Source organism: Tepidicaulis marinus (assembly GCF_000739695.1).
Taxonomy (GTDB): Bacteria; Pseudomonadota; Alphaproteobacteria; order Parvibaculales; family Parvibaculaceae; genus Tepidicaulis; species Tepidicaulis marinus.
Genome location: NZ_BBIO01000006.1, coordinates 161,939 through 184,366 on the forward strand (window position 1 = coordinate 161,939; position 22,428 = coordinate 184,366).

The window sequence follows — 22,428 nt, forward strand, 5'->3', positions numbered from 1 at the left end:
ATAATTGAAAAATCTTGCGTTGAGGCAAGGTGCGGCAATTGGCCCCGGCAAGGGGGTGATTCCTCTTTGTCCGGGGGCTTGGCGATGATGTGTGAAATTGCGGGAAGATTCCCCGAGAATGCCTTGCTTAGCTGGCTTCGCGCAGCTGCTCGGCCGCCTCCAGATCCACCGACACCAGGGTCGAGACCCCCCGCTCCTGCATGGTCACGCCGAAAAGCCGGTGCATCCGGGCCATGGTGAGCGCGTGGTGCGTGATGATCAGGAAGCGGGTATCCGTCGTGCGGGCCATTTCTTCCATCAGATCGCAGAAACGCTCCACATTGGCATCATCGAGCGGCGCGTCCACCTCGTCCAGCACACAGATGGGCGAGGGATTGGTGAGGAACACAGCGAAAATCAGCGAGGTGGCGGTCAGCGTCTGCTCGCCGCCCGAAAGCAGCGACATATTCTGCAGGCGCTTGCCGGGCGGGCGGGCCATGATTTCAAGGCCGGCTTCAAGCGGATCGTCTGATTCGGTAAGTTTGAGATGCGCTTCCCCGCCGCCGAAAAGATGCGTGAAGAGCTTGGCGAAATTCTCGTTCACCTGCTCGAAAGCGGCCAGCATGCGCTCGCGGCCTTCCCGGTTGAGGCTGGCAATGCCCTGGCGGAGTTTGGCGATCGCCGCTTCCAGATCCTCGCGCTCGGTCTGCATGGCGGTGAGCTGTTCTTCGATCTCCCGCGCTTCTTCATCGGCGCGCAAGTTGACACCGCCCAGATTCTCGCGCTCGCGCTTCAGCCGGTCGAGTTTCTGCTCGATGGCATCGACGGCGGGCAGTTCTTCGCCTTCTTTCAGTTCCGCTTTTGCCAGAGCTTCTTCGGCGGCGCAGTTCAGTTCCTCGCGGATGCGCGCTTCGGCCTCGGCCTTGCGCTCGCGGGCGCCGTCCACCAGCCCGTCGATGCGGGCGCGTTCCTCGCGCACCTGGGAAAGGGCGGATTGGGTTTCGCGGGCAAGCTTGTCGCATTCGGAAAGGTGGCGCTCGGCCTCGGCCAGCGCGTCGGCCGCTTCCCGCCGCTCCGTCTCGGCCTGCGAGATGAAGCTGAGCAGCGACTTGCGCTTTTCCTCGATGGCGCCAGGCACATCTTTCAGCTCTTCAAGCTCGGCTTCGGCTTCCTGCTTGCGCTGGCCCAGCGTTTCGATCTGCTTGCGGGCGTTTGCCGAGCGCAGCTCCCAGGCACTGCGCTCCTGGCCGATCACGGAAAGGCGGCGGGCACGGGCCTGCGCCTCGCGGTTGATGCTTTCAAGGGCGGCGCGCGCTTCGGAAAGTTCGATGCGCAGCGCGCCGACTTCCTCGCGTTTCGCGGCGACTTTTTCTTTCAGCTCGCCGTCCGGGCGCAGGCCCTCGAGCGAGGCCGTGCTTTCTTCATGGGTGCGGCGCGCTTCGGTCAGATCGCCGGAAAGACGTTCTTCGGCTTCCGCCAAAGCGGCAAGGCGCGAGAGCTGCGCGGACGCCTGGCGCTCGGCGGCGGTCAGCTCGGCCCGAAGCTGGCTTTCATGGGACTGAGCATCGCGCAGTGCGCGGCGCAGTTCCTGTTCTTTTACCTGAGCTTCCTGCGCGGCAAGGCGTGCGGCCTCAAACGTGTCGCGGGCGGCGCGGGCCAGCGCCTTTTGCTCGGCAATCTCTTCTTCCAGATCGGCAAGGCGGTTGCGCTGTTCGAGCCGCTTGGCGGCGGCGGTCGGCGCATCGGCTGCGGCGGTAAACCCGTCCCAGCGCCAAAGATCGCCTTCTTTCGTCACCAGCCGCTGGCCGGGTTTGAGCTGCTTTTGCAGCTCGCTGCCTTGGGCAGCTTCCACCAGACCGATATGCGAGAGGCGCCGGCCGAAGGCTGCCGGGCCGCGCACGAACTGAGAAAGCGGCAGGGCGCCATGGGGCAGGGGCGCGGGCGCTTCAAGCACCGGTAATTCGTCCCAATGGATGGGCGCGGCTGTGTCCGTCGGCACGGAAAGATCATCGCCAAGGGCTGCGCCGAGCGCCGTTTCATAACCCGGCTCCACCGTCACCGCGTCAATGAGCGGCGGCCAGAGATCACCTTCGCCGATGGCGAGCATGTCGCCAAGCGCCTTGGCTTCGGCGAGCATGCGCTCGAGCTGCTTTTCGGCTGCGTTCATCGGCTCGCGCGCCTGGGCTTCGCTGGCGCGGGCGGCCTGCAACGTTTTTTCCGCTTCCTCGGCTGCTTCCGAAGCTTCGAGGACTTTGCCGACGGCGGTTTCAACTTCTTCGGTCTGCTGGGCGATGGCGACCTGTTTGGCCTCCGCATCGGCCAGCGTTTCGCGCTCATTCGCAATGGTTTGAAGCTGCTGGATCAGCTTTTCGATGCGCGCGGCGCTTTGTTCGATCGTGCGCTCAAGGCTCTGGCGCTGGGCGCTGAGCGCGGCAGCTTCATTTGCCAGCGTATCAAGCTCGCTCTCGCGCGCTTTCAAGGCGTCTTCCGCCCTTGCAACCCGGGCGCCCGCTTCTTCCTGGGCGGAGCCCTGGGCTTCGTTTTCGCTGTTAAGGGCGGCCTCTTCCTCGGCGAGCTTGGCAATGGCTTCGTCCGTGTCGGCGATAAGGCCGCTTTCACGCTCAAGGTCGGAGGAAATTTGCGCCAGCCGCGCGGTCAGCCGCTCGGCCTGTTCGCGGGCGCGCTTTTCTTCCGCATCGAGATTTTCCCGTTCCACCGTCAGCCGGTGCAGTTTGGCGGCGGCAACGGCTTCCGCCTCGCGCAGCGCCGGGATTTTTTCCGATGCCTCGGCCTGCGCGGTGGAGGCGACGGCGGCAGCTTCCGTATATTCGGCAACCCGCGTGTCGGTCTCGGCGAGGCGCTTTTCTTCCGCTTCCAAAAGCTCCTTGGCGTGGTTCCAGCGCAGGTGGAAGAACACCGCTTCCGCCTGCCGGATGAGGCCGGAAAGGTTGCGGTAGCGCGTTGCCTGGCGCGCCTGGCGCTTCAGGCTGGAAAGCTGGCTTTCAAGCTGGCCCACCACATCGTCGAGCCGCGTCAGGTTCGTTTCCGCGCCTTTCAGCCGGAGCTCGGCTTCATGGCGGCGGGTGTGAAGGCCGGTAATGCCGGCGGCTTCTTCCAGAATGCGGCGCCGGTTGATCGGCTTGGAATTAATGAGCTGCGTGATCTGGCCCTGCTTGACGAGAGCGGGCGAGTGCGAGCCGGTGGAGGCATCGGCAAAGAGCAGCTGCACGTCTTTCGCGCGCACTTCCTTGCCGTTGATGCGGTAGGTCGAGCCTTTGTCTTTTTCGATGCGGCGACCGACTTCCAGATGCTCGCTGTCATTATAGGCGGACGGCGCGGAGCGGTCCTGATTGTCCATATAGATCGTGACTTCCGCATGATTGCGGGCCGGGCGCATATTCGTGCCCGCAAAGATCACGTCTTCCATGCCCGAGCCGCGCATGGATTTGAAAGAGTTCTCGCCCATGGCCCAGCGCAGGCCTTCCAGCAGGTTCGACTTGCCGCAACCATTCGGCCCGACAATGCCGGTGAGGCCCGGTTCGATCAGAAGATCGGTCGGCTCCACGAAGGATTTGAAACCTGAAAGACGTAGGCGCGTGAACTTCACGAGATAACACCGCTTTCTGTTGACTGACGATACCGGCCTGCCCGTGCGGAGCAGGCCGGCGTTAAATCACGATTCGGACAGGTGCTTGAGGATAATTTTTTCAAAATCCTCGAAAGGCATGGCCCCTTCCACTTTTTCCCCGTTCACGAAGAACGTCGGCGTGGAGGCGATTTTCAGCTCCTCATAGGCCCGTTTTTGAACCTGGCGGATATGGTCGAGCAATTCGGGATCGGCGAGGCACTGCTCGAAGCTTTCATCCGAAAAGCCGCCCTGCTTGGCGATGGCTTTCAGCTTGTCGACCGGGTTTTCCTGAAAGGCCCATTCGTTCTGCTTGGCAAAGAGAATTTCCAGGAACTTGAAATAGCGCTCATCCCCCGCGCAGCGCGAAATCATGACCGCTGCCGTGGCGATGGGGTCGAGCGGGAAGGCGCGGGCCACGAAACGGACCTTGCCCGTGTCGATGTATTTTTCCTTCAGCTCCGGAAAGACCTGAGTGTGGAAGGCGGCGCAGTGATTGCAGGTCAGCGAGGCGTATTCGATGATCGTGACGGGCGCGTTTTCATCGCCCAGCGCCAGATCGCCGAGCGGGCCCGGCGTAACGAGCGCTTCGGGCGCATCCGCCATGCCGTTCGGGGCTGTGCCGGCGCCATTGCCCTGGCTGCTGAAATAGAAAATGCCGGCGGCAATAAGCACGAGGGCAGCGACGGCAACGCCGGCGATGATGCTCTTATTTTGTCCCACGGTCCTGGTTCCCTACTAAATATGGTTGGATTGTAGGCACGCCCTCCAGAGCCCCGCAACAGAACCTTTCTCTTGCAAGGCTTTCAGAATCGCTGTTAGGCGCGCGGTTTTATGGTGCCCATGACGAGCCGTCCAAGGTTGAGAAGTGACTCTCTAAGCTGCTGGTTTTCGACTGCTTTTACCTCTGCGTTCAGGCCTTGTTCTTCTTCCGGCGTGAGCCCCCGGAAGCTCTTGCGCCGTTTGCGCGGCGCCATAGGCAGCGGGCCTTGAACGAGTTTGAGGCGCTGTACCGCGCCGTAGCCGTAATAATTGTTGATGCGCTGGATAATCTGCGGTTCGAGATGCTGAAATTCCAGCGCCGCGGCGCCGTCGATTCGCACCGTGAGTATCGCCCCTTCCGGCCGCGCGCGCTTGCGCCCGTCCGAAGGTGCGCGCCCGCGCGGAAAAGTGAGCTTTTCCGGGGCGCTGAGCTCGGCCAGGCTGCGCCCGACGATTTCCGGCCAGTGCCGGAGAATATGCATATCGGCAAAACCCTGGCGTTTGAGCACCTCGCGCGTTGCCATGGAAAGCCGCGCCGACATGGGCGGCGGGCCTTTCTTGCGGCGGCGGGGCAGGGTCTGGATCATCGCGTGCCGATCGTCTTCTTTGGGCCGGCTGGCGGCGGCTGAATGCGGGGTTTTTGCCGTGCGGCGCTTCAAAGGCACTTCTAGAAGCCTGGCCGCGGCGGCGTTCACGCCTATAGTGTCGCGCAAATAAGTTCAAGTTGCGAGCCGCGAGTTGGCCGTCCGCCCCATGGGTCCGTCATAAAAGAGTGAGAGCACTTTGCCTGCCGCCCCGTCAGTAATAAGGCCCGAAGCCCGAGCTCTGCTTGCCTGGTATGACCGCCATGCCCGGGTGCTGCCCTGGCGCGCGCGGCGGGGGGAGGTCCCGGACCCTTACCGGGTCTGGCTCTCGGAAATCATGCTTCAGCAAACCACCGTGGCGACGGTCGGGCCTTATTTCGAAGCTTTTCTGGCCCGCTGGCCGGATGTTGAGGCGCTGGCCAAAGCCGATCTCGATGAGGTGCTCCATGCCTGGGCGGGGCTTGGCTATTACAGCCGCGCGCGCAATCTTCATGCCTGCGCGGGCGCGGTCTGCGCGCGTCATGGCGGGGCCTTTCCGGCGGATGAAAAGGAGCTTCAGGCGCTGCCCGGCATCGGGCCTTACACGGCAGCGGCCATTGCCGCCATCGCCTTCGGCAAGCGGGCGGTGGTGGTGGACGGCAATATCGAGCGAGTCATCGCCCGTCTTTTTGCCATCGAAACGCCGCTGCCGGCCGCCAAGAAAGAGATCAAGGCGCGGATGGACGAGGTGACGCCGGAAAAGCGCGCCGGGGATTTTGCCCAGGCGATGATGGACCTGGGCGCGGCCATCTGCACGCCGCGCAGCCCCGCCTGCAACCGCTGTCCTTTTGAAAGCGCCTGCGCGGCGCGCGCCGCCGGGATTGCCGAGAGCCTGCCCCTCAAAGCGCCAAAGAAAGAAAAGCCGGTGCGCCGGGGCGCGGCCTTCTGGCTGGAAGGGCCGGGCGGCGAGGTGTTGCTGCGCAAGAGAGACGCAAAAGGGCTTTTGGGCGGGATGACGGAGATCCCCTCAAGCGAATGGACCGCCGAGCCGCGCGAGACGGATGCAATACTGGCCGAAGCCCCGCTCGATACCGAGTGGCAGAAACTGCCCGGCCTTGTGCGCCACACCTTCACGCATTTTCATCTCGAGCTGGAAGTCTGGCAGGGAAAGGCGGGAGAACGCGCGGCGGTGGAGGGCATCTGGTGTGCGCCCGAAAGGCTGGGCGAACACGCGCTGCCCACCGTCATGAAAAAGATCGTCGCCCACGCCTTGCCGGAAGACGGCCCGCTCTTTGCCGCCACTCGGGGGAAGAGGGGATAACTTTCCTGGATGGCCCGGATAAACCGGGCCATGACAAGGAATGTAGGTGCAGAACGAGGAAAGGCGGCCTCAGGCCGTGCCCATTTCCGCGCGCACTTTCTGGCGCAGAAGGTCGATGGGCTTCAGCTTTCCATCCGTCTTGAAATGCCAGAAGGTCCAGCCGTTGCAGGCTTCAAGCCCTTGCACATGGGCGCCGATCTTGTGGATCGAGCCTGTCGCATCCTTGCAGACGAGCGAGCCGTCGGCGCGCACTTTCGCGGCAACCGAACGGCGCGGATCATAAAGCACGGTGCCGGGCTCCAGAAGCCCGCGCTCGACCAGCATGCCGAAAGGCACGCGCGGCTCCTGGCGTTTGGACTGCGTGACTTTCAGATCTTCGGCCTTGGAAGACTGCACGGCCTTGATGCGGGCTTTGGCGGCCTTGATGTATTTGTCTTCCCGTTCGAGCCCGATGAAATTGCGCCCGAGCTTCTTGGCAACGGCCCCCGTCGTGCCCGTGCCGAAGAAAGGATCGAGCACGATGTCGCCCGGATTGGTGGTGGCGAGCAACACGCGGTGAAGCAGCGATTCCGGCTTTTGCGTCGGATGCGCCTTATCGCCCGTTTCGTCTTTCAGCCGCTCAGCGCCGGTGCAGATCGGCAGCACCCAGTCCGAGCGCATTTGCAGATCCTCGTTCAGCGCCTTCATCGCGTCGTAATTGAACGTGTATTTTTTCTGATCCGCGCTCTTCGTCGCCCAGATCAGCGTTTCATGGGCATTGGTGAAACGCGTGCCGCGGAAATTCGGCATCGGGTTCGTCTTGCGCCAGACGATGTCGTTCATCACCCAGAAGCCGGCATCCTGCAGCGAGGCGCCGACGCGGAAAATATTGTGATAGGAGCCGATGACCCAGATCGCGCCCGTATCTTTCAGGATACGCCGCGCCGCCGCGAGCCATTCGCGCGTGAACCGGTCATAGGTTTCGAAACTGGCAAACTGGTCCCAGGCATCGGTCACACCATTGACCTTGCTTTGGTCCGGGCGCGTCAGATCGCCCTGAAGCTGGAGATTGTAGGGCGGGTCGGCGAAAACGAGATCGACCGACTTTTCGGGCAGGGCGTTCATCAGCTCGATGCAATCACCCTGGAGAATTTCATTGGCCGGAATCCGGCTGAATTGACGCGAACGCCCCACTGGAATGTCCCCTTCTTGTGTGAGGCGGGGATATTGGCGGGGGACCGGTTACAGGTCAATTAATTTATTGGAATCAATGGGTTAGCGAGTCATCGCCTACTATATCGAGTCTCTCTTAGGAATCCGGACTCAATATCTTGCGTATGGGAGCGAAGGAGCGGCGGTGGTGAATGGTGGGCCCGAGCGCTTCGAGTGCCGATTTATGCGCCGCCGTGCCATAGCCCATGTTGCGCGCCCAGCCGTAACCGGGATGCGCCGCATCGAGATCCAGCATCAGCCGGTCGCGCGTCACCTTGGCAAGAATGGAGGCGGCGGCGATGGAAAGCGAGCGCCCGTCGCCGCCGATCACCGCCTCGGCGGGGCAGGCGAGAGCAGGGGTAAACTTCCCGTCGATCAAAACATGATCGGGGGCGAGCGGCAGCGCTTCCACGGCGCGCTTCATGGTTTGCAAGGTGGCGTGATGGATGTTGAGCCGGTCGATCTCCTCGACCGCGCCGAGGGCGATGGCATAGCGGCTGGAGGCGCAAATTTCCTCGAAAAGCTTTTCGCGCTTTGCCGCGCTCAGCTTCTTGGAATCGTTGAGACCGTCGGGAATGGCGGCAGGATCGAGCAGCACCGCGGCGGCAACCACGGGGCCTGCCAAAGGCCCGCGCCCGGCTTCATCGACCCCGGCAACGCGCTTTGCCGGAAAGCCTGCTTTTTTCTCAAGCTCAAGCGTCGGGCCTTTGGTTGTTCCTTCGGGCACGGGCATCTTTTCGCGCGGCTCCATCTCAGCTTCCACCCTCTCTGGATAGGCTGTCGCGGCGCTTATGTACAGACGCTCCCCTGTCTGATCGCTTAGAAGAAGCTGAGCTGCTCGCCTTGTTGCGGGGGCGGCTTGAACTGGCTGCAATCGAGCTCGAAGCGCGGGCGGGTGAGGCCGTGTTTGCGGGCGGCGATTTCAAACCGCCGCTTCAGCATCCAGGCGAAGGGCCCCTCGCCGCGCATGCGTTTTCCCCATTCAGCGTCATAATCCTTGCCGCCGCGCATTTGCCGCAGCACCGAAAGCACATGCTTTGCTTTATCCGGCGCGTTTTCTTCCAGCCATTCCTTGAAAAGATCGCTGATCTCCAAAGGAAGGCGCAGTAGAATGTAATTGGCGGCCTTAACACCGGCGAGCGCCGCGCCCGTCATGATCTTTTCAAGCTCATGATCGTTGAGCGCGGGAATGACGGGCGCGATCATCACGGCGGTCGGAATGCCCGCCGCCGAAAGCATTTCCAATGCCGCCATGCGCTTTGACGGGGTGGAGGCGCGCGGCTCCATCGCCCGGGCGAGCTTAGCATCGAGCGTGGTGACGGAGACGGCAACCTTGGCAAGACCGCGCTTTGCCATGGCCGAGAGAATATCGATATCCCGCGTCACCAGCGCCGATTTCGTGACGATCGAGACGGGATGGTTATAAGCCTCCAGCACTTCGAGCACCTGGCGCATGATCCGGAATTCCCGCTCGATGGGCTGATAAGGGTCCGTATTCGTGCCGATGGCGATGGGCTGGCAGCTGTAATTCTTCGCGCGCAGTTCCTTTTCCAGAAGCTGGGCGGCGTTCGGCTTCGCAAAGAGCCGGCTTTCGAAATCGAGCCCCGGCGACAGGCCCATATAGGCATGGGTGGGCCGCGCAAAGCAGTAAACGCAGCCATGTTCGCAGCCCCGGTAAGGGTTGATGGACCGGTCGAAGGGAATGTCGGGCGAGGTGTTGCGCGTTAAAATCTTGCGCGGGCTTTCCGCCGTCACGCAGCTGCGCAGCGGCGGCAGGTCTTCCAGATTGTCCCAGCCGTCATCGACAGGCGCATAGGCAAGTTTTTCGAAGCGCCCGCTTTGATTGGAAAGCGCGCCCCGGCCGCGGCGGCCGTGCATCGGCATCTGGCGCAGGGGGGTGCCGGCCTCCAGATGCTGCGGGTGGGGATGCTGCGGCTGCCGCTCCGCCCGGGGGAAGGCGGGTGCAAGGCCGGGGCGTTTTCCAGGGTCCGTCGTCATAAAGAAAATATACACGGCAATAAGAACAAAACAAGAACATTTTTCGAAGTAGGAACACACCTGAAAACCGCGTGATTTTCCGCGCCTTTCCCTCGAACTGTGGCAAGGCTTCCCGCTATAGTCCGCGCCATGCTGAGTGTTGTCATACCCACTTTGAATGCCGAAAAGACGCTGACGCGCACCTTGAACTGCCTGATCGATGCGACGGTGCAGGGGCTCGTGCGCGAGGTGATCGTTGCCGATGGCGGCTCCACCGATAAGACGGAGGAGATTGCCGATGCGGCGGGCTGCCATTTCATCGCCGGGCCGCGCGGGCGCGGCACGCAGCTTGCCGCGGGCGCAAGGGCGGCGCGCGCCGATTGGCTGCTCTTTCTGCACGCCGACACGGTTCTCACCCCCGGCTGGGAAGACGAGCTGCGCAAATGGTTCGAGCATGTGGAGCGCGGGCGCTGGAAGGACGGGGAGGTTGCGGCGGCCTTCCGTTTTGCGCTCGATGATTTTTCCGGCAAGGCGCGTTTCATGGAAAAGATGGTGGCGCTGCGCTGCGCGCTGTTCCGCCTTCCTTTCGGCGATCAGGGCCTTGTCATTTCCAAGGCCTATTACAAGAAGCTCGGCGGCTTTAAGGAATTGCCGCTGATGGAAGATGTGGATCTGGTGCGCCGGATCGGGCGCAGTCGCCTCGTATTGCTGCGCTCACAGGCTGTGACGAGCCCCGAGCGCTATGTGCGCAGCGGCTTTTTTCTGCGCGCCTTGCGCAATCTCGGCCTCCTCTCGCTTTATTATTTGCGCGTGCCGCCGCGCGTTCTTGCCCGCCTTTACGGGTAAGCGTGCAGAGCCCATGCGCAAGATCGGGATAGATAAAGAGTGACACCGCAACTCGTCATTATGTCCAAGCTGCCGCGGCTCGGGCAGGTCAAAACGCGCCTGGCGCGCGACATCGGCGCGGTGGAGGCGCTGCGTTTTTATAAAACCGCCTCCGCCGCGCTCATGCGCAAGCTGGGGCGGGACCCGCGCTGGCAAACGCTGCTCGCCGTTGCGCCAGACAGCGCGGTGGACGAGCCGGGCTTCTTCCCGCCCCATCTGCCGCTTGTGGCGCAAGGTGGCGGGGATCTAGGCGCGCGGATGGGCCATCTCATGCGTTCCCTTGCGCCGGGACCCATCGTCATGATCGGCGGGGATATACCCGATATCGAAAGCCGGCACATTGCAGCGGCTTTCAAGGCGCTCGGCTCGCATGATGCGGTTTTCGGCCCGGCGGAAGATGGCGGCTATTGGCTCGTCGGCCTCAAGCGGTTTCCCCGCGTGCCGGAAATTTTCGGGCAGGTGCGCTGGTCGAGCGAGACGACGTTGAATGATACGCTCGCCAATCTGAAAGGCGCCCGCGTGGCACTGCTTGAAGCTTTGCCCGATATTGATACCGGCGCCGATTTTTACGCCTGGCGCGAGAAAGCGAAGCGATGAGTGATCTCGATCCGTTCAAAGTCTTCATGGAAATCCAGCTCGGCCTGCCGCGCAACGGCCCGGGCTCGCGGGAGGCGACGCGCGCCGCTTTCAAGCTGCTGCCGCCTTTGCCAAGCGAGCCTGAAATTCTCGACCTTGGCGCAGGCCAGGGTGCAGCCACGCTGGAACTGCTACGCCTGACGGATGGGCGCGTTACCGCCGTCGACATCATGAAGCCGTTTCTCGATAGGCTGGAAGCCAATGCGGAAGGCGAAGGCGTACCAGAAACGAGGCTGCGCACGCTTTGCGCCGATTTTGAAGACCTGCATCTGCCCCAAGGCGTTTTCGATCTCATCTGGTCGGAAGGGGCGATCTACAATCTGGGCTTTGAAGAAGGGCTTGCCCTCTGGCGCCCGTTCCTTGCGCCGGGCCGCTATGCGGTGATCTCCGATTGCATTTGGAAAACGGATGAACCCTCGCTTGAAATCCGGCACTTCTGGGATGAAGCCTATCCTTCCATGGGAACGCTTGCTGAAAACGCGGCGCGGGCGCAGCGGGCCGGTTTCGAGGTGCTTGGCACGCACTGGCTCACCGAAGATGATTGGTGGACGGAATATTATGGCCCCATGAAGGACCGTATCCGGGCACTGCTGCCCGATTATGCAGGGGCCCCCGAAGCGCTGGCCGTCTTCAAGGAAGAGGAAGAAGAGATGGAACTCTTCGAGCGCTTTCAGGATCAGTACGGCTACTGCTTTTTCGTCTTGCAGGCCAAGAGCTGAGCGCGCCGCTTACTTCCGCCGGTGCTCTTCGAGGCGCGGCATGATCTCGACGAAATTGCAGGGCCGGTAGCGGTAATCGAGCTGGTATTTCAAAATCCCGTCCCAGCCGTCCTTGCAGGCGCCGGTGGAGCCGGGCAGGGCGAAAAGATAGGTGCCGTGGGAAACGCCTGCCGTTGCCCGCGACTGAATGGTCGAGGTGCCGATCTTCTCATAGCTGATCTGATGGAAGAGTGCGGCAAAGCCTTCGATCTCTTTTTCATAGACCGAGTGAAAGGCTTCCGGTGTGACATCGCGCCCGGTCAGGCCCGTACCGCCGGTGGAGATGACGACATCCACATCCTTATCCGCGATCCATTTTTGCAGCTGGCTGGTAATGGCCGCCATGTCGTCTTTGACGATGGCGCGGTCCGCGAGAATGTGCCCGGCCTCCGTCAGCCGCGCCGCCAGCGTGTCGCCGGATTTGTCGTCCTCAAGGCCGCGCGTGTCCGAGACGGTCAAAACGGCAATGCGGACGGGAATGAACTCGCGGCTTTCATCGATACCGGGCATGCGGGGGCTCCTTTGTTTCCGGCCCCGAATATAGGGGCCGGGCCTGCCTCCTCAAAGGCCCCCGTCATCTCTATTGCGTGAGAGCGGTTTTAAGGCTGAAGGCTTGCCGAGCCGCGCGCGAGCTGTCCGCCCCGTTCCATCGGCTGATAAAGCGGCCAGGCGCCCGCCGCTACCGTGTCGAGCGAGGGGGAAAGCTGGCCGAGCCTGTCCCGGTACATCCAAAGATTGGTGATCACGCGTTCCACATAGCCGCGCGTTTCCGCCGCCGGAATGCTTTCAAGGAAAAGCAGCGGGTCTTCGCGGTAATCCACCTGCTTTAGCCAGCGGTTGAGATTGCCGGGTCCGCCATTATAAGCGGCGGCGAGCATGATGAGATTGCCATGGGGATCGCCCATATTCATCAGTTCCTGCAGATATTGCTGGCCGAGCGAGGCATTGAAGGAAGGCTCGAAAAGCTTGTCGCGGTTCGAGCGGCGCAAGGAGCGGTCCTGCGTAATGTGGCTGGCGGTGGCTGGCATGATCTGCATGAGCCCGCGCGCACCGGCATAGGATTTCGCCTGCGGCTGGAACTTGCTTTCCTGGCGCATGAAGGCAAAGAGCAGAGCGCGGTCGACGCGGAAGCCCTCGCTCGGCGCATAATCGGGTACGGGAAAAAGCCCCGCATTGACGACGAAGGCGCGGTGCCCGCTGCCGCTTTGCGCGGCGCGGTAAGAGGCGGGAATATGCGCGGCGCTTGCCACTTGCAGCTGCGTGGCGGGCAGTTTCAGCGCCTCGGCAAGCGCGATGAGCGCCGTATCGAGGCCTTCATCGACGCGGCCATGGGCGCGCATCAATTCTTCCTCGGCCATGTCGCGCCGGCCGATTTCGGTAAGCGCAATGGCGCGGCGCACGGCAGGTTCCGTGAGCAGCAATTTATAGCCTGCCTCATCGAGCGGCTGGCGCAGCCAGACGAATTCCACCTCATCGCCAAGCTGGCGGGCGGCGAGGATGCCGTAGAAGGTGGCGCCGGTGCCGGCGGCGATTTCCAGCATCTCGGCAACGTGCTCCGGCTGGCGGCTGGCAAGATAAGCCCGCGCCGCCCAGAAACCGCCCGCGGCCCGTGTCCAGTCGTTGACGTTTTGGGCGCGCGCCAGCACGGCGAAATAACCTGCCGCCTTTGCCGGTTCATCCATGCGCCAGGAGGCAAGACCTGCATACCAATAGGCAAGCGGTACGCCTTCGCCGGAGCGTTTAAGGGCGGTCAGTGCTTCTTCATAGGCCCGGTCGTTGCGGTCCTCGATGAAATAGGACCCGGCGATGCGCGTCAGGATCGTGTCATATTCAAGCGCGCTCAAAGAGCCGCGTACCCGGTTGAGATAGCCGAGCGCCTGGGTCGGGCGTTCGCGGCGCAAATAGCTGCGCACGCGGTAATTGGCTTTGCGGTAGCTGCTGGAGAAGCTGCGCTGGGTGGCGGCGACGGAATAAGCCGTATCGTTGCGCTGCCGGTAAACGCGGCGCAGCGGCTGGGCCGGATAGGCCGCACCGCGCGGACGGCGCTTCATGGCAAGCTTGTAAATCTTCGAGGCGCCCGGGTGGTCGTTGTAAAGATCGAGCCAGCTTTTCAGCTCGGAGAATTTGGAGCGGTAAGCGGTGGGGTGCATGTAGCGCTGGTAAAGCACATGGCCCATCAGCGCGCGTTCTTGCAGGTTGCCGATCAGCCGGTCCGCCTCGCCCCAGCGGCCTTGTTCCTGCAGCCGGAAAATCTGGCGGTAGCGGGCCTGATCTTGCTCGCTCAAAAGTGCCGGGGTGACGCCCGTCAACCCGCCCGCGCCATAGCTCCCGGCTTTGGCCGCACCGGTACCGAGCGCCAGAAACAGCGCCATTGCGATCAGAAAGAAGAATCCGGAGAAAAGCGCGGCCCGTTTTACGGTCTCCGCCTCGTTTCGCGCACAATATGCGCGTGCTGCGGCGGTTTTGGCCGCGGCGCCCTGCCTCATGCCCCTCATGTCGCAAGCGCCCCCCAAGCGCAGCTTTCGATACTCACGTTACTTTTCCCATCATGACAAGGCCGGCCCGCCGCCTCAAGAACGGTTTCGTGAAATGTTTAACGAACCGCGCAAAGCGGCGGAAAACCTAACTTTAGGGGGAAAAGATTAAGCTTCCGGGAGGGAGGAGAGCTTTTCGCGCAGCTTCAAAAGGTCGCGCCAGGCCAGCTGTTTCTGGGCCGGCTGGCGCAGCAGATAGGCCGGGTGCAGGAGGGGCAGGGCCGGGACCTCGCGCCCGGCAATGCTGTAAACCGCCCATTTTCCGCGCAGCCGCATAATGCCCGTGGTGGTGCCCAGCATCTGCTTGGCCGAAACACCGCCCAGAAAGGCAATGACATCCGGATTGACGAGCTCGATATGCCGCTCGATGAAGGGGCGGCACATGGCCAGTTCCCCATCCGTCGGGTTGCGGTTGCCGGGCGGGCGCCAAGGCAGGACATTGGCGATATAGGCGTTCTCGCGGCTATAGCCTATGGCACCCAGCATCCGGTCCAGCAATTGCCCGGAGCGGCCGACGAAAGGCTTGCCCTGAATATCTTCATCCCGCCCCGGCGCTTCGCCGACCAGCATCAGCCGTGCCTTCGGGTTGCCGTCGGAAAAGACGAGGTTCTTTGCGGTCTGTTTAAGGGCGCAGAGATCGAATCGCTCCAGCGCCTCGCGCAGTTCCTCGAGCGAAGCGCAGTTTGCGGCGATTTCCCGCGCCGTTTCCGCTTCCTGCAGCCCCTCGAGCGGAATGGCGGCGGGGGTGGAAATCGCGGGCTGGCTTTGGCTCTGGCGGGGCGGCAGGAGGCGTCCGCCCGTTGCAGGCGGTTCGCCGGGAGCGGCGCCCGGCTGCGCCGCCGCTTTGACGGTCTCGGGCAGGGAGTAATTGTCCACCGGCGTGTCCTGAACGAGCTCGCTCACCCCCGCCTCGGCGAAAAACTCCAGCAAAGCCAGGGCTTCTGCCGGATCAAGCGGGGTATCGGAAGAGGCGTTTTGCTCGTTCATGGTCCAGTGGGTGTTCATTGGCGGTCAAAGAGGCGCTGCCGGCATGGCCTGCGCACTTCCATGCCCTAAATCATGGTCACGAACCATAGTCCTCCCCCGATTGTGACCCAAGGGTCTTGTCACAGGAAGGCAGGGCGGGACGTCATTTTCTACGCGATTTCAGGCAGTTGTGGAAAAAAATGGGAGAATGAAGCAATGCGGAGAATGTTGACCTGAACGCGGCAACGCCTCATAAGAGGGCAATTTTGTGCCCCCGCACCGGATTCTCCCTTTATGTAGAAGGGTTTTGACGGCCAAGCGGCCGGGCGAATGATTTACTTCCCCTGGTGGGATGAGGAGGAAGGATGAGCGAAGACAATCCGGCGCTCGCCGAGCGCGAATACATGGACTATGACGTTGTGATCGTCGGCGGCGGCCCGGCAGGGCTTGCAGCCGCTATTCGCCTGCGTCAGCTGGCGATCGAGGAGGATTTCGATCTTTCCGTGACCGTGCTGGAAAAAGGCTCGGAAGTCGGCGCTCATATCCTCTCCGGCGCGGTGATCGACCCGGTTGCGCTGAACGAGCTGATTCCCGACTGGAAAGAAAAAGGCGCGCCGATCGACACGCCCGTCACGGACGACCATTTCATCTATCTGGGCCCGTCGGGCGGGCTGCGGCTGCCGAATTTCTTCATGCCGCCGCTGATGAACAACCACGGCAATTACATTGTTTCTCTGGGCGAAGTGTGCCGCTGGCTCGCCGCTCAGGCCGAAGAACTGGGCGTGGAAATCTACCCCGGCTTTGCCGCCGCCGAGATACTTTACAATGAAGACGGCAGCGTGCGCGGCGTTGCGACGAACGATATGGGCATCGGCAAGGACGGCCAGCCCAAGGACACGTTCATGCGCGGCATGGAACTGCGCGGCAAATACACGCTGATCGGCGAAGGGGTGCGCGGCTCGCTTTCCAAAGAGCTGATCCGCAAGTTCAATCTGGACGAAGGCCGCGAGCCGCAGAAATTCGGCATCGGCATCAAGGAGCTTTGGGAGGTCGATCCTTCCAAGCATAAGAAGGGCCTTGTGCAGCACACGATGGGCTGGCCCCTCGACAACAAGACCGGCGGCGGTTCCTTCCTCTACCATTTCGGGGAAAACCTGGTGTCGGTGGGCTTCGTGGTGCATCTGAACTACCAGAACCCCTATCTTTCGCCCTTCGACGAGTTTCAGCGGATGAAGACGCATCCGGTGATCCGCGAGACGTTCGAAGGCGGGCGGCGCATTGCCTATGGCGCGCGCGCCATTACCGAGGGCGGTTTCCAGTCCGTGCCGAAGCTCACCTTCCCGGGCGGCGCGCTGATCGGCTGTTCGGCAGGCTTCGTCAACGTGCCCCGCATCAAGGGCTCGCACAACGCCATGGCCACCGGCATGATGGCGGCGGAAGCGGCCTTTGAAGCGGTGAAGGACGGGCGTCAGGGTGATGAGCTTGCCGCTTATCCCGCCGCTTATGAAAAGAGCCACGTCTATAAGGACCTGAAGCGCGTGCGGAACGTCAAACCGCTCTGGTCGCGCCTCGGCACTGTGCTCGGCGTCGGCCTTGGCGGCATCGACATGTGGATGAACCAGCTCGGTATTGGTCTTCCCTTCACCTTGAAGCACAAGAAGCCCGACCATGCCTCGCTCAAGAAAGCGAGCGAGTGCAAGCCGATCGACTACCCGAAGCCCGACGGCAAGCTGACCTTCGACAAGCTGTCTTCCGTGTTCCTCTCCGCGACGAACCACGAAGAAGACCAGCCTGTGCATTTGAAACTGAAGGACGAGACGGTTCCGATCAATTTCAACCTGCCCACCTATGACGAACCGGCGCAGCGCTATTGCCCGGCCGGCGTTTACGAAGTGGTGCGGGACGATGACGGCTCCAATCCGCGCTTCCAGATCAATGCGCAAAACTGCGTCCATTGTAAAACCTGCGACATCAAGGACCCGACGCAGAACATCAACTGGACGGTGCCGGAAGGCGGCGGCGGGCCTAATTACCCGAATATGTAAACGGGTATCGCTGCCGGCGGCGGCTGGCGGGGCATCCGCGGGGCAATTGCAAGCTGGCGCGGGGCGGGCATTTCACTATGATGAAAATGCGCGCGCTGCCCGCCCGCGCCCCCGAAACCGGGAGTATTGCCGGGCCAAAGGCCTGAGTTCGCGAAGCCGGAGGAAAGCGTGGAAGTCCAGTCTTGCAGCGCCAGCCAATCGATGACTGTTAAAGGCGGGGCGGCCAAACGCTCTTTTGCCGCGGCTTTGGCCGTGACGGCGGCTCTGGCGCTGAGCGGCTGCGCGGGGCTGGGCAGTTCTTTCGGTCAATCCGCGCGCAATACCGACACGCCGTTCGGTAATTATCTGGCGGGCCGCTATGCCGGCGCCGAGCGCGATCTCGATGCCGCGTCCAGCTTTCTCGGCAAGGCGATGGAACAGGACCCCGATAATTCGGTCCTGATCGAGCGCGCCTTTATCGTTGCCATTTCCGCAGGCGATATGGATGAGGCGGCGGCGCTTGCCGAAAAGTCCCTGGAGACAGGCGGGGAAGAACGCCTCGCCCGTCTCGTTCTTGCACTCAGCGCGCTGAAATCGGGCGATTATGAGGATGCCGACCGGCATATCCGCGAGGCGGCGCCCGGGCCTTTTACCGCTCTGATCGGCACGCTCACCCGCGCCTGGGCCGCGGCGGGGCAAGGTGACGGCGATGCGGCAAACGCTATCCTCGACACGTTCAAGGGCCGTCCGGCTTTCGAGCTTTTCCGCGCCTATCATGCCGCGCTGATCGCGGAATATCTGGACCAGCCGGAAGCTGCCGATACCGCGTACCGGGAGGCGGTCTCTGCGTCTGCCGGCGCAAGCCTGCGGGTGGTGGAGGCCTATGGGCGCTTTTTGGAGCGCACGGGGCGGACCGATGAGGCTGCCAGTCTGTACCGCGATTATGAAGCGCTTTCACCTGAGCATCCGCTAATGAAAGCCAATCTTGCGCGCATCGCCAAGGGCACAAAACCGGAGCCGCTCGTCACCCATCCGGCGGAAGGCGCAGCCGAAGCGCTTTATGGGCTGGGCAGCGCGCTTGCGCAGGAAAGCGGGCTCGATCTTTCCATCGTCTATTTGCAGCTCGGTCTTTATCTGCGCCCCGATTTCGATGTGGCGCGCATTCTGCTCGGCGATATTTACGAGCGCGCGCAGGACTGGAAGACGGCCATCACGACCTATGAAGGCGTCGACAGCTCATCGCCGCTGCGCCCCAATGCCGATATTCAGATCGCCATCAATTACGACCGGCTTGAAAAGACGGATGAGGCGGAAGCGCGTCTGCGCGACCTGCAGGAGCGGATGCCCGGCAGCATCGATCCGGTGGTGGCGCTTGGCGATATTTTCCGCGCGCAGGAACTGTATGCGGAAGCGGCCAAGGAATATACGAAAGCCATCGGCATTCTGGGCGAGGTCGGCCCGGAAAACTGGTCGGTGCTTTATGCCCGCGGCGTCTGCTATGAGCGGTTGAAGCGCTGGCCGGAGGCGGAAAAGGATTTGAAGCGCGCCCTTGTGCTCTCCGATGAACATCCGCTTGTGCTCAATTATCTCGGCTATTCCTGGGTCGATCAGAAGCTCAATCTCGACACGGCCATGGAAATGATCCGCAAGGCCGTCGATCAGCGCCCGCAGGACGGGTTCATCGTCGACAGCCTTGGCTGGGCGCATTACCGGCTCGGCAATTACGAAGAAGCGGTCAAACATCTGGAGCGGGCGGTGGTGTTGCAGCCGGACGATCCGGTAATCAACGATCATCTGGGCGATGCGCTTTGGAAAGTCGGCCGTAAGATCGAGGCGCGCTTCCAGTGGCGCCATGCGCTCGAAATGAAGCCGGAAGAAGATCTCGTGCCGCAGATCGAAGCCAAGATCGAATACGGTCTTGAAGGGGCAGGCGCGCGCCAGCGCGGCGAGGCCGATTTGCCCGAGCCTGCAAACGGGACCGAAGACAAGGGCGCCTGATCTCATGCCCGCTGCTGTGCCCGATCCCGCCGCGATAGAAGAAGCGGCACCTGCCAAGATCAACCTGACACTGGAAATCCTCGGCCGCCGCGCGGACGGCTATCACGAGCTCGCAAGCCTTGTGGTCTTTGCAGAGGCGGGCGACCGGCTGTGGGCCGCGCCTGGCGAAGGCTTGAGGCTTGACGTGGAAGGCCCCTTCGCCCGCAGCTTATCCAGCGAAGACAATCTCGTTCTGAAAGCAGCAAAGCTGCTCCAGGAAAAAGCGGGGGTGAACACCGGCGCCGCGCTGAAGCTGGAAAAGAATCTGCCCGTCGCTTCCGGCATCGGTGGCGGCTCGGCGGATGCGGCTGCCGCGCTGCGGGCGCTGAATAGGCTTTGGGCGCTTGGGCTGTCGGGAGACGAGCTGGCGGGGATCGGCACGGAGCTTGGCGCGGATGTGCCGGTCTGCATCGAAAGCCGCAGCGCTTTCATGACCGGTATCGGCGAGCGCCTTTCCCCGGTCACCCTGCCGGAAGGGCTGAATCTTCTTCTCGTCAATTGCCGCGCGCCGCTTGCAACGGGCGATGTGTTCAAAGCGCTTGGCGCGGGCGCTTATGACGGGCGCAGGCAAGAAGCGCCGGAGCCTTTCGACACGTTTCGTGAATTTGCCGATTGGCTGGCCGAGCATGACAATGATCTGCAGGTGCCTGCGGTTTCCTTGCTGCCGGAACTGGAAGATGTGCTGGGCGCGATCCGCGTGCAGCCCGGCTGTCACCTTGCCCGCATGTCGGGATCGGGTGCGACATGTTTCGGCCTTTTCGATGATACGGGCCGGCTTGAAAAAGCGGTAGCGCGTCTTGCCGATGCCCGGCCCAACTGGTGGTGCCGTGCGGCGTCCGTCCTTTAAGCGGTAAAGCTGCGCGCTTAATGCGCTCTCTCGATGCAGAAATCGATAAGGTCGGAAAGTGCCTGCTTGATGTTCCCGTCCGGAAAAATGCCGAGCGCATCCTGTGCCATTTCGCCGTAATGGCGGGCCCGTTTGACCGTATCCTCGATCGCCCGGTGCTTGGCGAGAAGGTGAAGCGCATGGGGCAGGTCTTCTTCGCGCTGATCGCCTTCCTGCAGGCAGCGCTGCCAGAAAGCGCGTTCTTCTTCGTCCCCGCGCCGGTAAGCGAGCACGATGGGAAGGGTGATCTTGCCTTCGCGGAAATCGTCACCGACATTCTTGCCGAGCTTGTCTTTTTCGCCCGAATAATCGAGCGCATCGTCGATGAGCTGAAAAGCGATGCCGAGATTGCGCCCGTAAGATTCAAGCGCTGCGGCTTCCGCCCCGTCCTTGCCGGAAATCACCGCGCCGATTTCGGCAGCGGCGGCAAAAAGCGCAGCGGTCTTGGCGGCAATGACTTTGAGATAGGCGTCTTCCGTCGTTGCCGTGTTCTTGGCGGCGGCAAGCTGCATCACCTCGCCTTCGGCGATAACGGCGGCGGCGTTGGAGAGAATGTCCAGCGCCCTGAGCGAGCCCGTTTCCACCATCAGTTTGAAGGCGCGCCCGAGCAAGAAGTCGCCCACCAGCACCGAGGCCTGGTTGCCCCAAAGAAGACGGGCCGTCTTGCGCCCGCGCCGCAGATCGCTTTCATCCACCACATCGTCATGCAGCAGCGTGGCTGTATGCATGAACTCGACCGTGGCGGCGAGCTTAATGTGATCGGCGCCCTGATAGGCGCAAAGCTGGGCGGAGGCGAGAGTGAGCATGGGCCGCAGCCGCTTGCCGCCGGAATTGATCAGATGGCTGGCAAGCTCGGGGATCATCGGCACGTCGGACGCCATACGCGCGCGGATGAAATCGTTGACGTTTTCCATGTCTTCGGCCACCAGGGCCTGTAAAGTGGCGACAGCGTTTTGCTTGCCGCGCTCGCCCTCAAGTGGAACGACTATACCCAAGGTAATCCCCAGCTCTTATTTCCCGTTTCCAGGCGTGAAATGCCAATAAACACAGAATAGGGTGCGGGAGACGGTGCGGCAAGTGCGGCGGATGCGCGCTCAACAAGCTGTGAGGCATGGAAAACGGGGCCGCGCGTGGCAGTGAAGGACGGAAAGGCAGAATGAAAGAGATATTACGCACCACCGATCCCGTTCTCCTGTCGGCGCTGGATGACGCGCTGCGCCAGGCGGGCATCGAGCCTTTGCAGTTCGATACGCATATGAGCATCGTGGAAGGCTCGCTCGGCGTCCTGCCGCGGCGCATGATGGTGGCCGATGAGGATGCAGCCCAGGCTCTGCGCGTGCTCGAAGCGTTGCGCCGGGAGGCGGAGGAGAGCTGATGGGCGAGGAGGCGCACGCAAAGCCTGCCGATGGCGATCTCACCGATGACGGCTTTCTGGGCGAGCGGCTGAAAATATTGCAGCCTGCAAAGGGTCATCGCTCCGGCCTCGATGCGGTGATGCTGGCCGCTTCCATTCCCGCGATCCATGGGGAGCGGGCGCTCGATGTGGGCTGCGGGGCGGGTGTTGCCGCGCTTTGCCTTGCCCGCCGCGTGCAGGGGCTCGAAGTGCGCGGTATCGACATTCAAGCGGGTCTGGTCGCCCTTGCCGGTGAAAACGCGGCGCGTAACGGGCTGGAAGCGCGGGCCCGGTTCATCGAGGCGGATGTGGCCGCGCCCCGCGGCGCGCTTTCCGAAAAAGACTGCCCGCCCCATTCTTTCGATCATGTCATGGCCAACCCGCCTTTCTATGCGCCGGGCACCACCTGGACGCCTCCCGATGCCGCCAAATCCACGGCCCATATTGCGCAAGGCGCGAACCTCACCGTCTGGGTGGATTTTTGCTGCGCCATGGCGCGGCCCAAGGGCACGGTGAGTTTCATCCACCGGGCCGATGCGCTCGGCGAACTTTTGGGCGCCATCGGCACGAAGCTGGGCGGGCTCGTTGTCTATCCGCTTTGGCCGGCGCCGGGAAAAGCGGCGCGGCGGCTTCTCGTGCAAGGGATCAAAGGCTCGCGCAGCCCCCTTGCCATGTTGCCCGGCCTCGTGCTGCATGGAGAGGAGGGCGGTTTTGAGCCGGAGGCCGAAGCCGTGCTCCGCCATGGCGAGGCGCTGGATTTTTCCATCTTCTGAGCGGGGGCTTGAGCCGCCGCCCCCGAATCTTACTTATTGAAGAACGCAGAAAAGATAGAGAGCGCAATTGACCGAGAATACCGAGAAAACCGGCGAAGCCAATAACGAAGCCCCCAAG

19 protein-coding genes are annotated in these 22,428 nt (G+C 62.4%); 9 read left to right on the forward strand and 10 right to left on the reverse strand.

Features of this window, described 5'->3' with window-relative positions; all coding sequences use genetic code 11:
* Nucleotides 1-127 precede the first annotated feature (127 nt).
* From M2A_RS07710 to M2A_RS07720, 3 genes are all read right to left on the reverse strand, one after another.
* Nucleotides 128-3,586 (reverse strand): chromosome segregation SMC family protein, encoded by a 3,459-nt coding sequence (locus M2A_RS07710; RefSeq protein ID WP_045445308.1) that lies wholly within the window; start codon nucleotides 3,584-3,586, stop codon nucleotides 128-130.
* A gap of 66 nt (nucleotides 3,587-3,652) precedes the next feature.
* Nucleotides 3,653-4,327: a DsbA family protein gene (locus M2A_RS07715; RefSeq protein WP_045445310.1), complete on the reverse strand. Its 675-nt coding sequence runs from the start codon at nucleotides 4,325-4,327 to the stop codon at nucleotides 3,653-3,655.
* Between the two features lie 95 nt (nucleotides 4,328-4,422).
* Entirely contained in the window at nucleotides 4,423-4,953 is a 531-nt protein-coding gene (locus M2A_RS07720; RefSeq protein WP_147446247.1) for a DUF721 domain-containing protein, read from the reverse strand.
* A 196-nt stretch (nucleotides 4,954-5,149) separates the two neighbouring features.
* Between M2A_RS07720 and mutY the strand changes: the two genes are divergently transcribed.
* The gene (gene mutY, locus M2A_RS07725; RefSeq protein ID WP_045445313.1) at nucleotides 5,150-6,250 is read left to right on the forward strand and encodes an A/G-specific adenine glycosylase; all 1,101 of its coding nucleotides are present in this window, start codon (nucleotides 5,150-5,152) and stop codon (nucleotides 6,248-6,250) included.
* Nucleotides 6,251-6,319: 69 nt separating this feature from the next.
* On the opposite strand, the gene M2A_RS07730 is transcribed toward mutY, so the two are convergent.
* The 3 genes from M2A_RS07730 to M2A_RS07740 all read right to left on the reverse strand — a co-directional run bounded on the left by M2A_RS07730 (nucleotide 6,320) and on the right by M2A_RS07740 (nucleotide 9,319).
* A complete protein-coding gene (locus M2A_RS07730) occupies nucleotides 6,320-7,423 on the reverse strand; it encodes a site-specific DNA-methyltransferase (RefSeq protein WP_280113599.1) in 1,104 nt (367 codons plus the stop codon).
* 115 nt (nucleotides 7,424-7,538) lie between these two features.
* Nucleotides 7,539-8,192 (reverse strand): ribonuclease HII, encoded by a 654-nt coding sequence (gene rnhB / locus M2A_RS07735; protein WP_081875468.1) that lies wholly within the window; start codon nucleotides 8,190-8,192, stop codon nucleotides 7,539-7,541.
* A 68-nt stretch (nucleotides 8,193-8,260) separates the two neighbouring features.
* On the reverse strand, nucleotides 8,261-9,319 hold the full coding sequence (locus M2A_RS07740; protein WP_439645666.1) for a PA0069 family radical SAM protein: 1,059 nt from the start codon (nucleotides 9,317-9,319) through the stop codon (nucleotides 8,261-8,263).
* Between the two features lie 249 nt (nucleotides 9,320-9,568).
* On the opposite strand from M2A_RS07740, the gene M2A_RS07750 reads away from it, so the two are divergent.
* The 3 genes from M2A_RS07750 to M2A_RS07760 are packed head-to-tail and all read left to right on the forward strand — an operon-like array spanning nucleotide 9,569 to nucleotide 11,658.
* On the forward strand, nucleotides 9,569-10,264 hold the full coding sequence (locus tag M2A_RS07750) for a TIGR04283 family arsenosugar biosynthesis glycosyltransferase (protein ID WP_045445325.1): 696 nt from the start codon (nucleotides 9,569-9,571) through the stop codon (nucleotides 10,262-10,264).
* A gap of 39 nt (nucleotides 10,265-10,303) precedes the next feature.
* Nucleotides 10,304-10,900: a TIGR04282 family arsenosugar biosynthesis glycosyltransferase gene (locus tag M2A_RS07755; protein WP_244444406.1), complete on the forward strand. Its 597-nt coding sequence runs from the start codon at nucleotides 10,304-10,306 to the stop codon at nucleotides 10,898-10,900.
* On the forward strand, nucleotides 10,897-11,658 hold the full coding sequence (locus M2A_RS07760) for a class I SAM-dependent methyltransferase (protein ID WP_045445332.1): 762 nt from the start codon (nucleotides 10,897-10,899) through the stop codon (nucleotides 11,656-11,658). Before M2A_RS07755 ends, M2A_RS07760 begins: the two co-directional genes overlap by 4 nt.
* A gap of 9 nt (nucleotides 11,659-11,667) precedes the next feature.
* Here the strand turns inward: M2A_RS07760 and moaB are convergent, their stop codons facing one another.
* From moaB to M2A_RS07775, 3 genes are all read right to left on the reverse strand, one after another.
* Nucleotides 11,668-12,207, reverse strand: coding sequence for a molybdenum cofactor biosynthesis protein B (gene moaB, locus M2A_RS07765; protein ID WP_045445335.1), 540 nt, complete (start codon nucleotides 12,205-12,207; stop codon nucleotides 11,668-11,670).
* Nucleotides 12,208-12,296: 89 nt separating this feature from the next.
* On the reverse strand, nucleotides 12,297-14,069 hold the full coding sequence (locus M2A_RS07770; RefSeq protein ID WP_197052875.1) for a lytic transglycosylase domain-containing protein: 1,773 nt from the start codon (nucleotides 14,067-14,069) through the stop codon (nucleotides 12,297-12,299).
* A 270-nt stretch (nucleotides 14,070-14,339) separates the two neighbouring features.
* Nucleotides 14,340-15,236, reverse strand: coding sequence for a uracil-DNA glycosylase (locus M2A_RS07775; protein WP_244444407.1), 897 nt, complete (start codon nucleotides 15,234-15,236; stop codon nucleotides 14,340-14,342).
* 326 nt (nucleotides 15,237-15,562) lie between these two features.
* Between M2A_RS07775 and M2A_RS07780 the strand changes: the two genes are divergently transcribed.
* The 3 genes from M2A_RS07780 (at nucleotide 15,563) to M2A_RS07795 (ending at nucleotide 20,105) form a co-directional block, all read left to right on the forward strand.
* Nucleotides 15,563-17,242: an electron transfer flavoprotein-ubiquinone oxidoreductase gene (locus M2A_RS07780; RefSeq protein ID WP_045445341.1), complete on the forward strand. Its 1,680-nt coding sequence runs from the start codon at nucleotides 15,563-15,565 to the stop codon at nucleotides 17,240-17,242.
* Nucleotides 17,243-17,410: 168 nt separating this feature from the next.
* Nucleotides 17,411-19,219, forward strand: a complete 1,809-nt coding sequence (locus M2A_RS07790; RefSeq protein ID WP_156101702.1) for a tetratricopeptide repeat protein — start codon at nucleotides 17,411-17,413, stop codon at nucleotides 19,217-19,219.
* A gap of 4 nt (nucleotides 19,220-19,223) precedes the next feature.
* A complete protein-coding gene (locus tag M2A_RS07795) occupies nucleotides 19,224-20,105 on the forward strand; it encodes a 4-(cytidine 5'-diphospho)-2-C-methyl-D-erythritol kinase (RefSeq protein ID WP_045445347.1) in 882 nt (293 codons plus the stop codon).
* A 17-nt stretch (nucleotides 20,106-20,122) separates the two neighbouring features.
* Here the strand turns inward: M2A_RS07795 and M2A_RS07800 are convergent, their stop codons facing one another.
* The gene (locus M2A_RS07800; RefSeq protein ID WP_045445350.1) at nucleotides 20,123-21,139 is read right to left on the reverse strand and encodes a polyprenyl synthetase family protein; all 1,017 of its coding nucleotides are present in this window, start codon (nucleotides 21,137-21,139) and stop codon (nucleotides 20,123-20,125) included.
* A 161-nt stretch (nucleotides 21,140-21,300) separates the two neighbouring features.
* On the opposite strand from M2A_RS07800, the gene M2A_RS07805 reads away from it, so the two are divergent.
* On the forward strand, nucleotides 21,301-21,519 hold the full coding sequence (locus M2A_RS07805) for a putative signal transducing protein (RefSeq protein WP_045445353.1): 219 nt from the start codon (nucleotides 21,301-21,303) through the stop codon (nucleotides 21,517-21,519).
* Entirely contained in the window at nucleotides 21,519-22,310 is a 792-nt protein-coding gene (locus M2A_RS07810) for a tRNA1(Val) (adenine(37)-N6)-methyltransferase (RefSeq protein WP_045445356.1), read from the forward strand. Before M2A_RS07805 ends, M2A_RS07810 begins: the two co-directional genes overlap by 1 nt.
* Nucleotides 22,311-22,428: the final 118 nt, after the last annotated feature.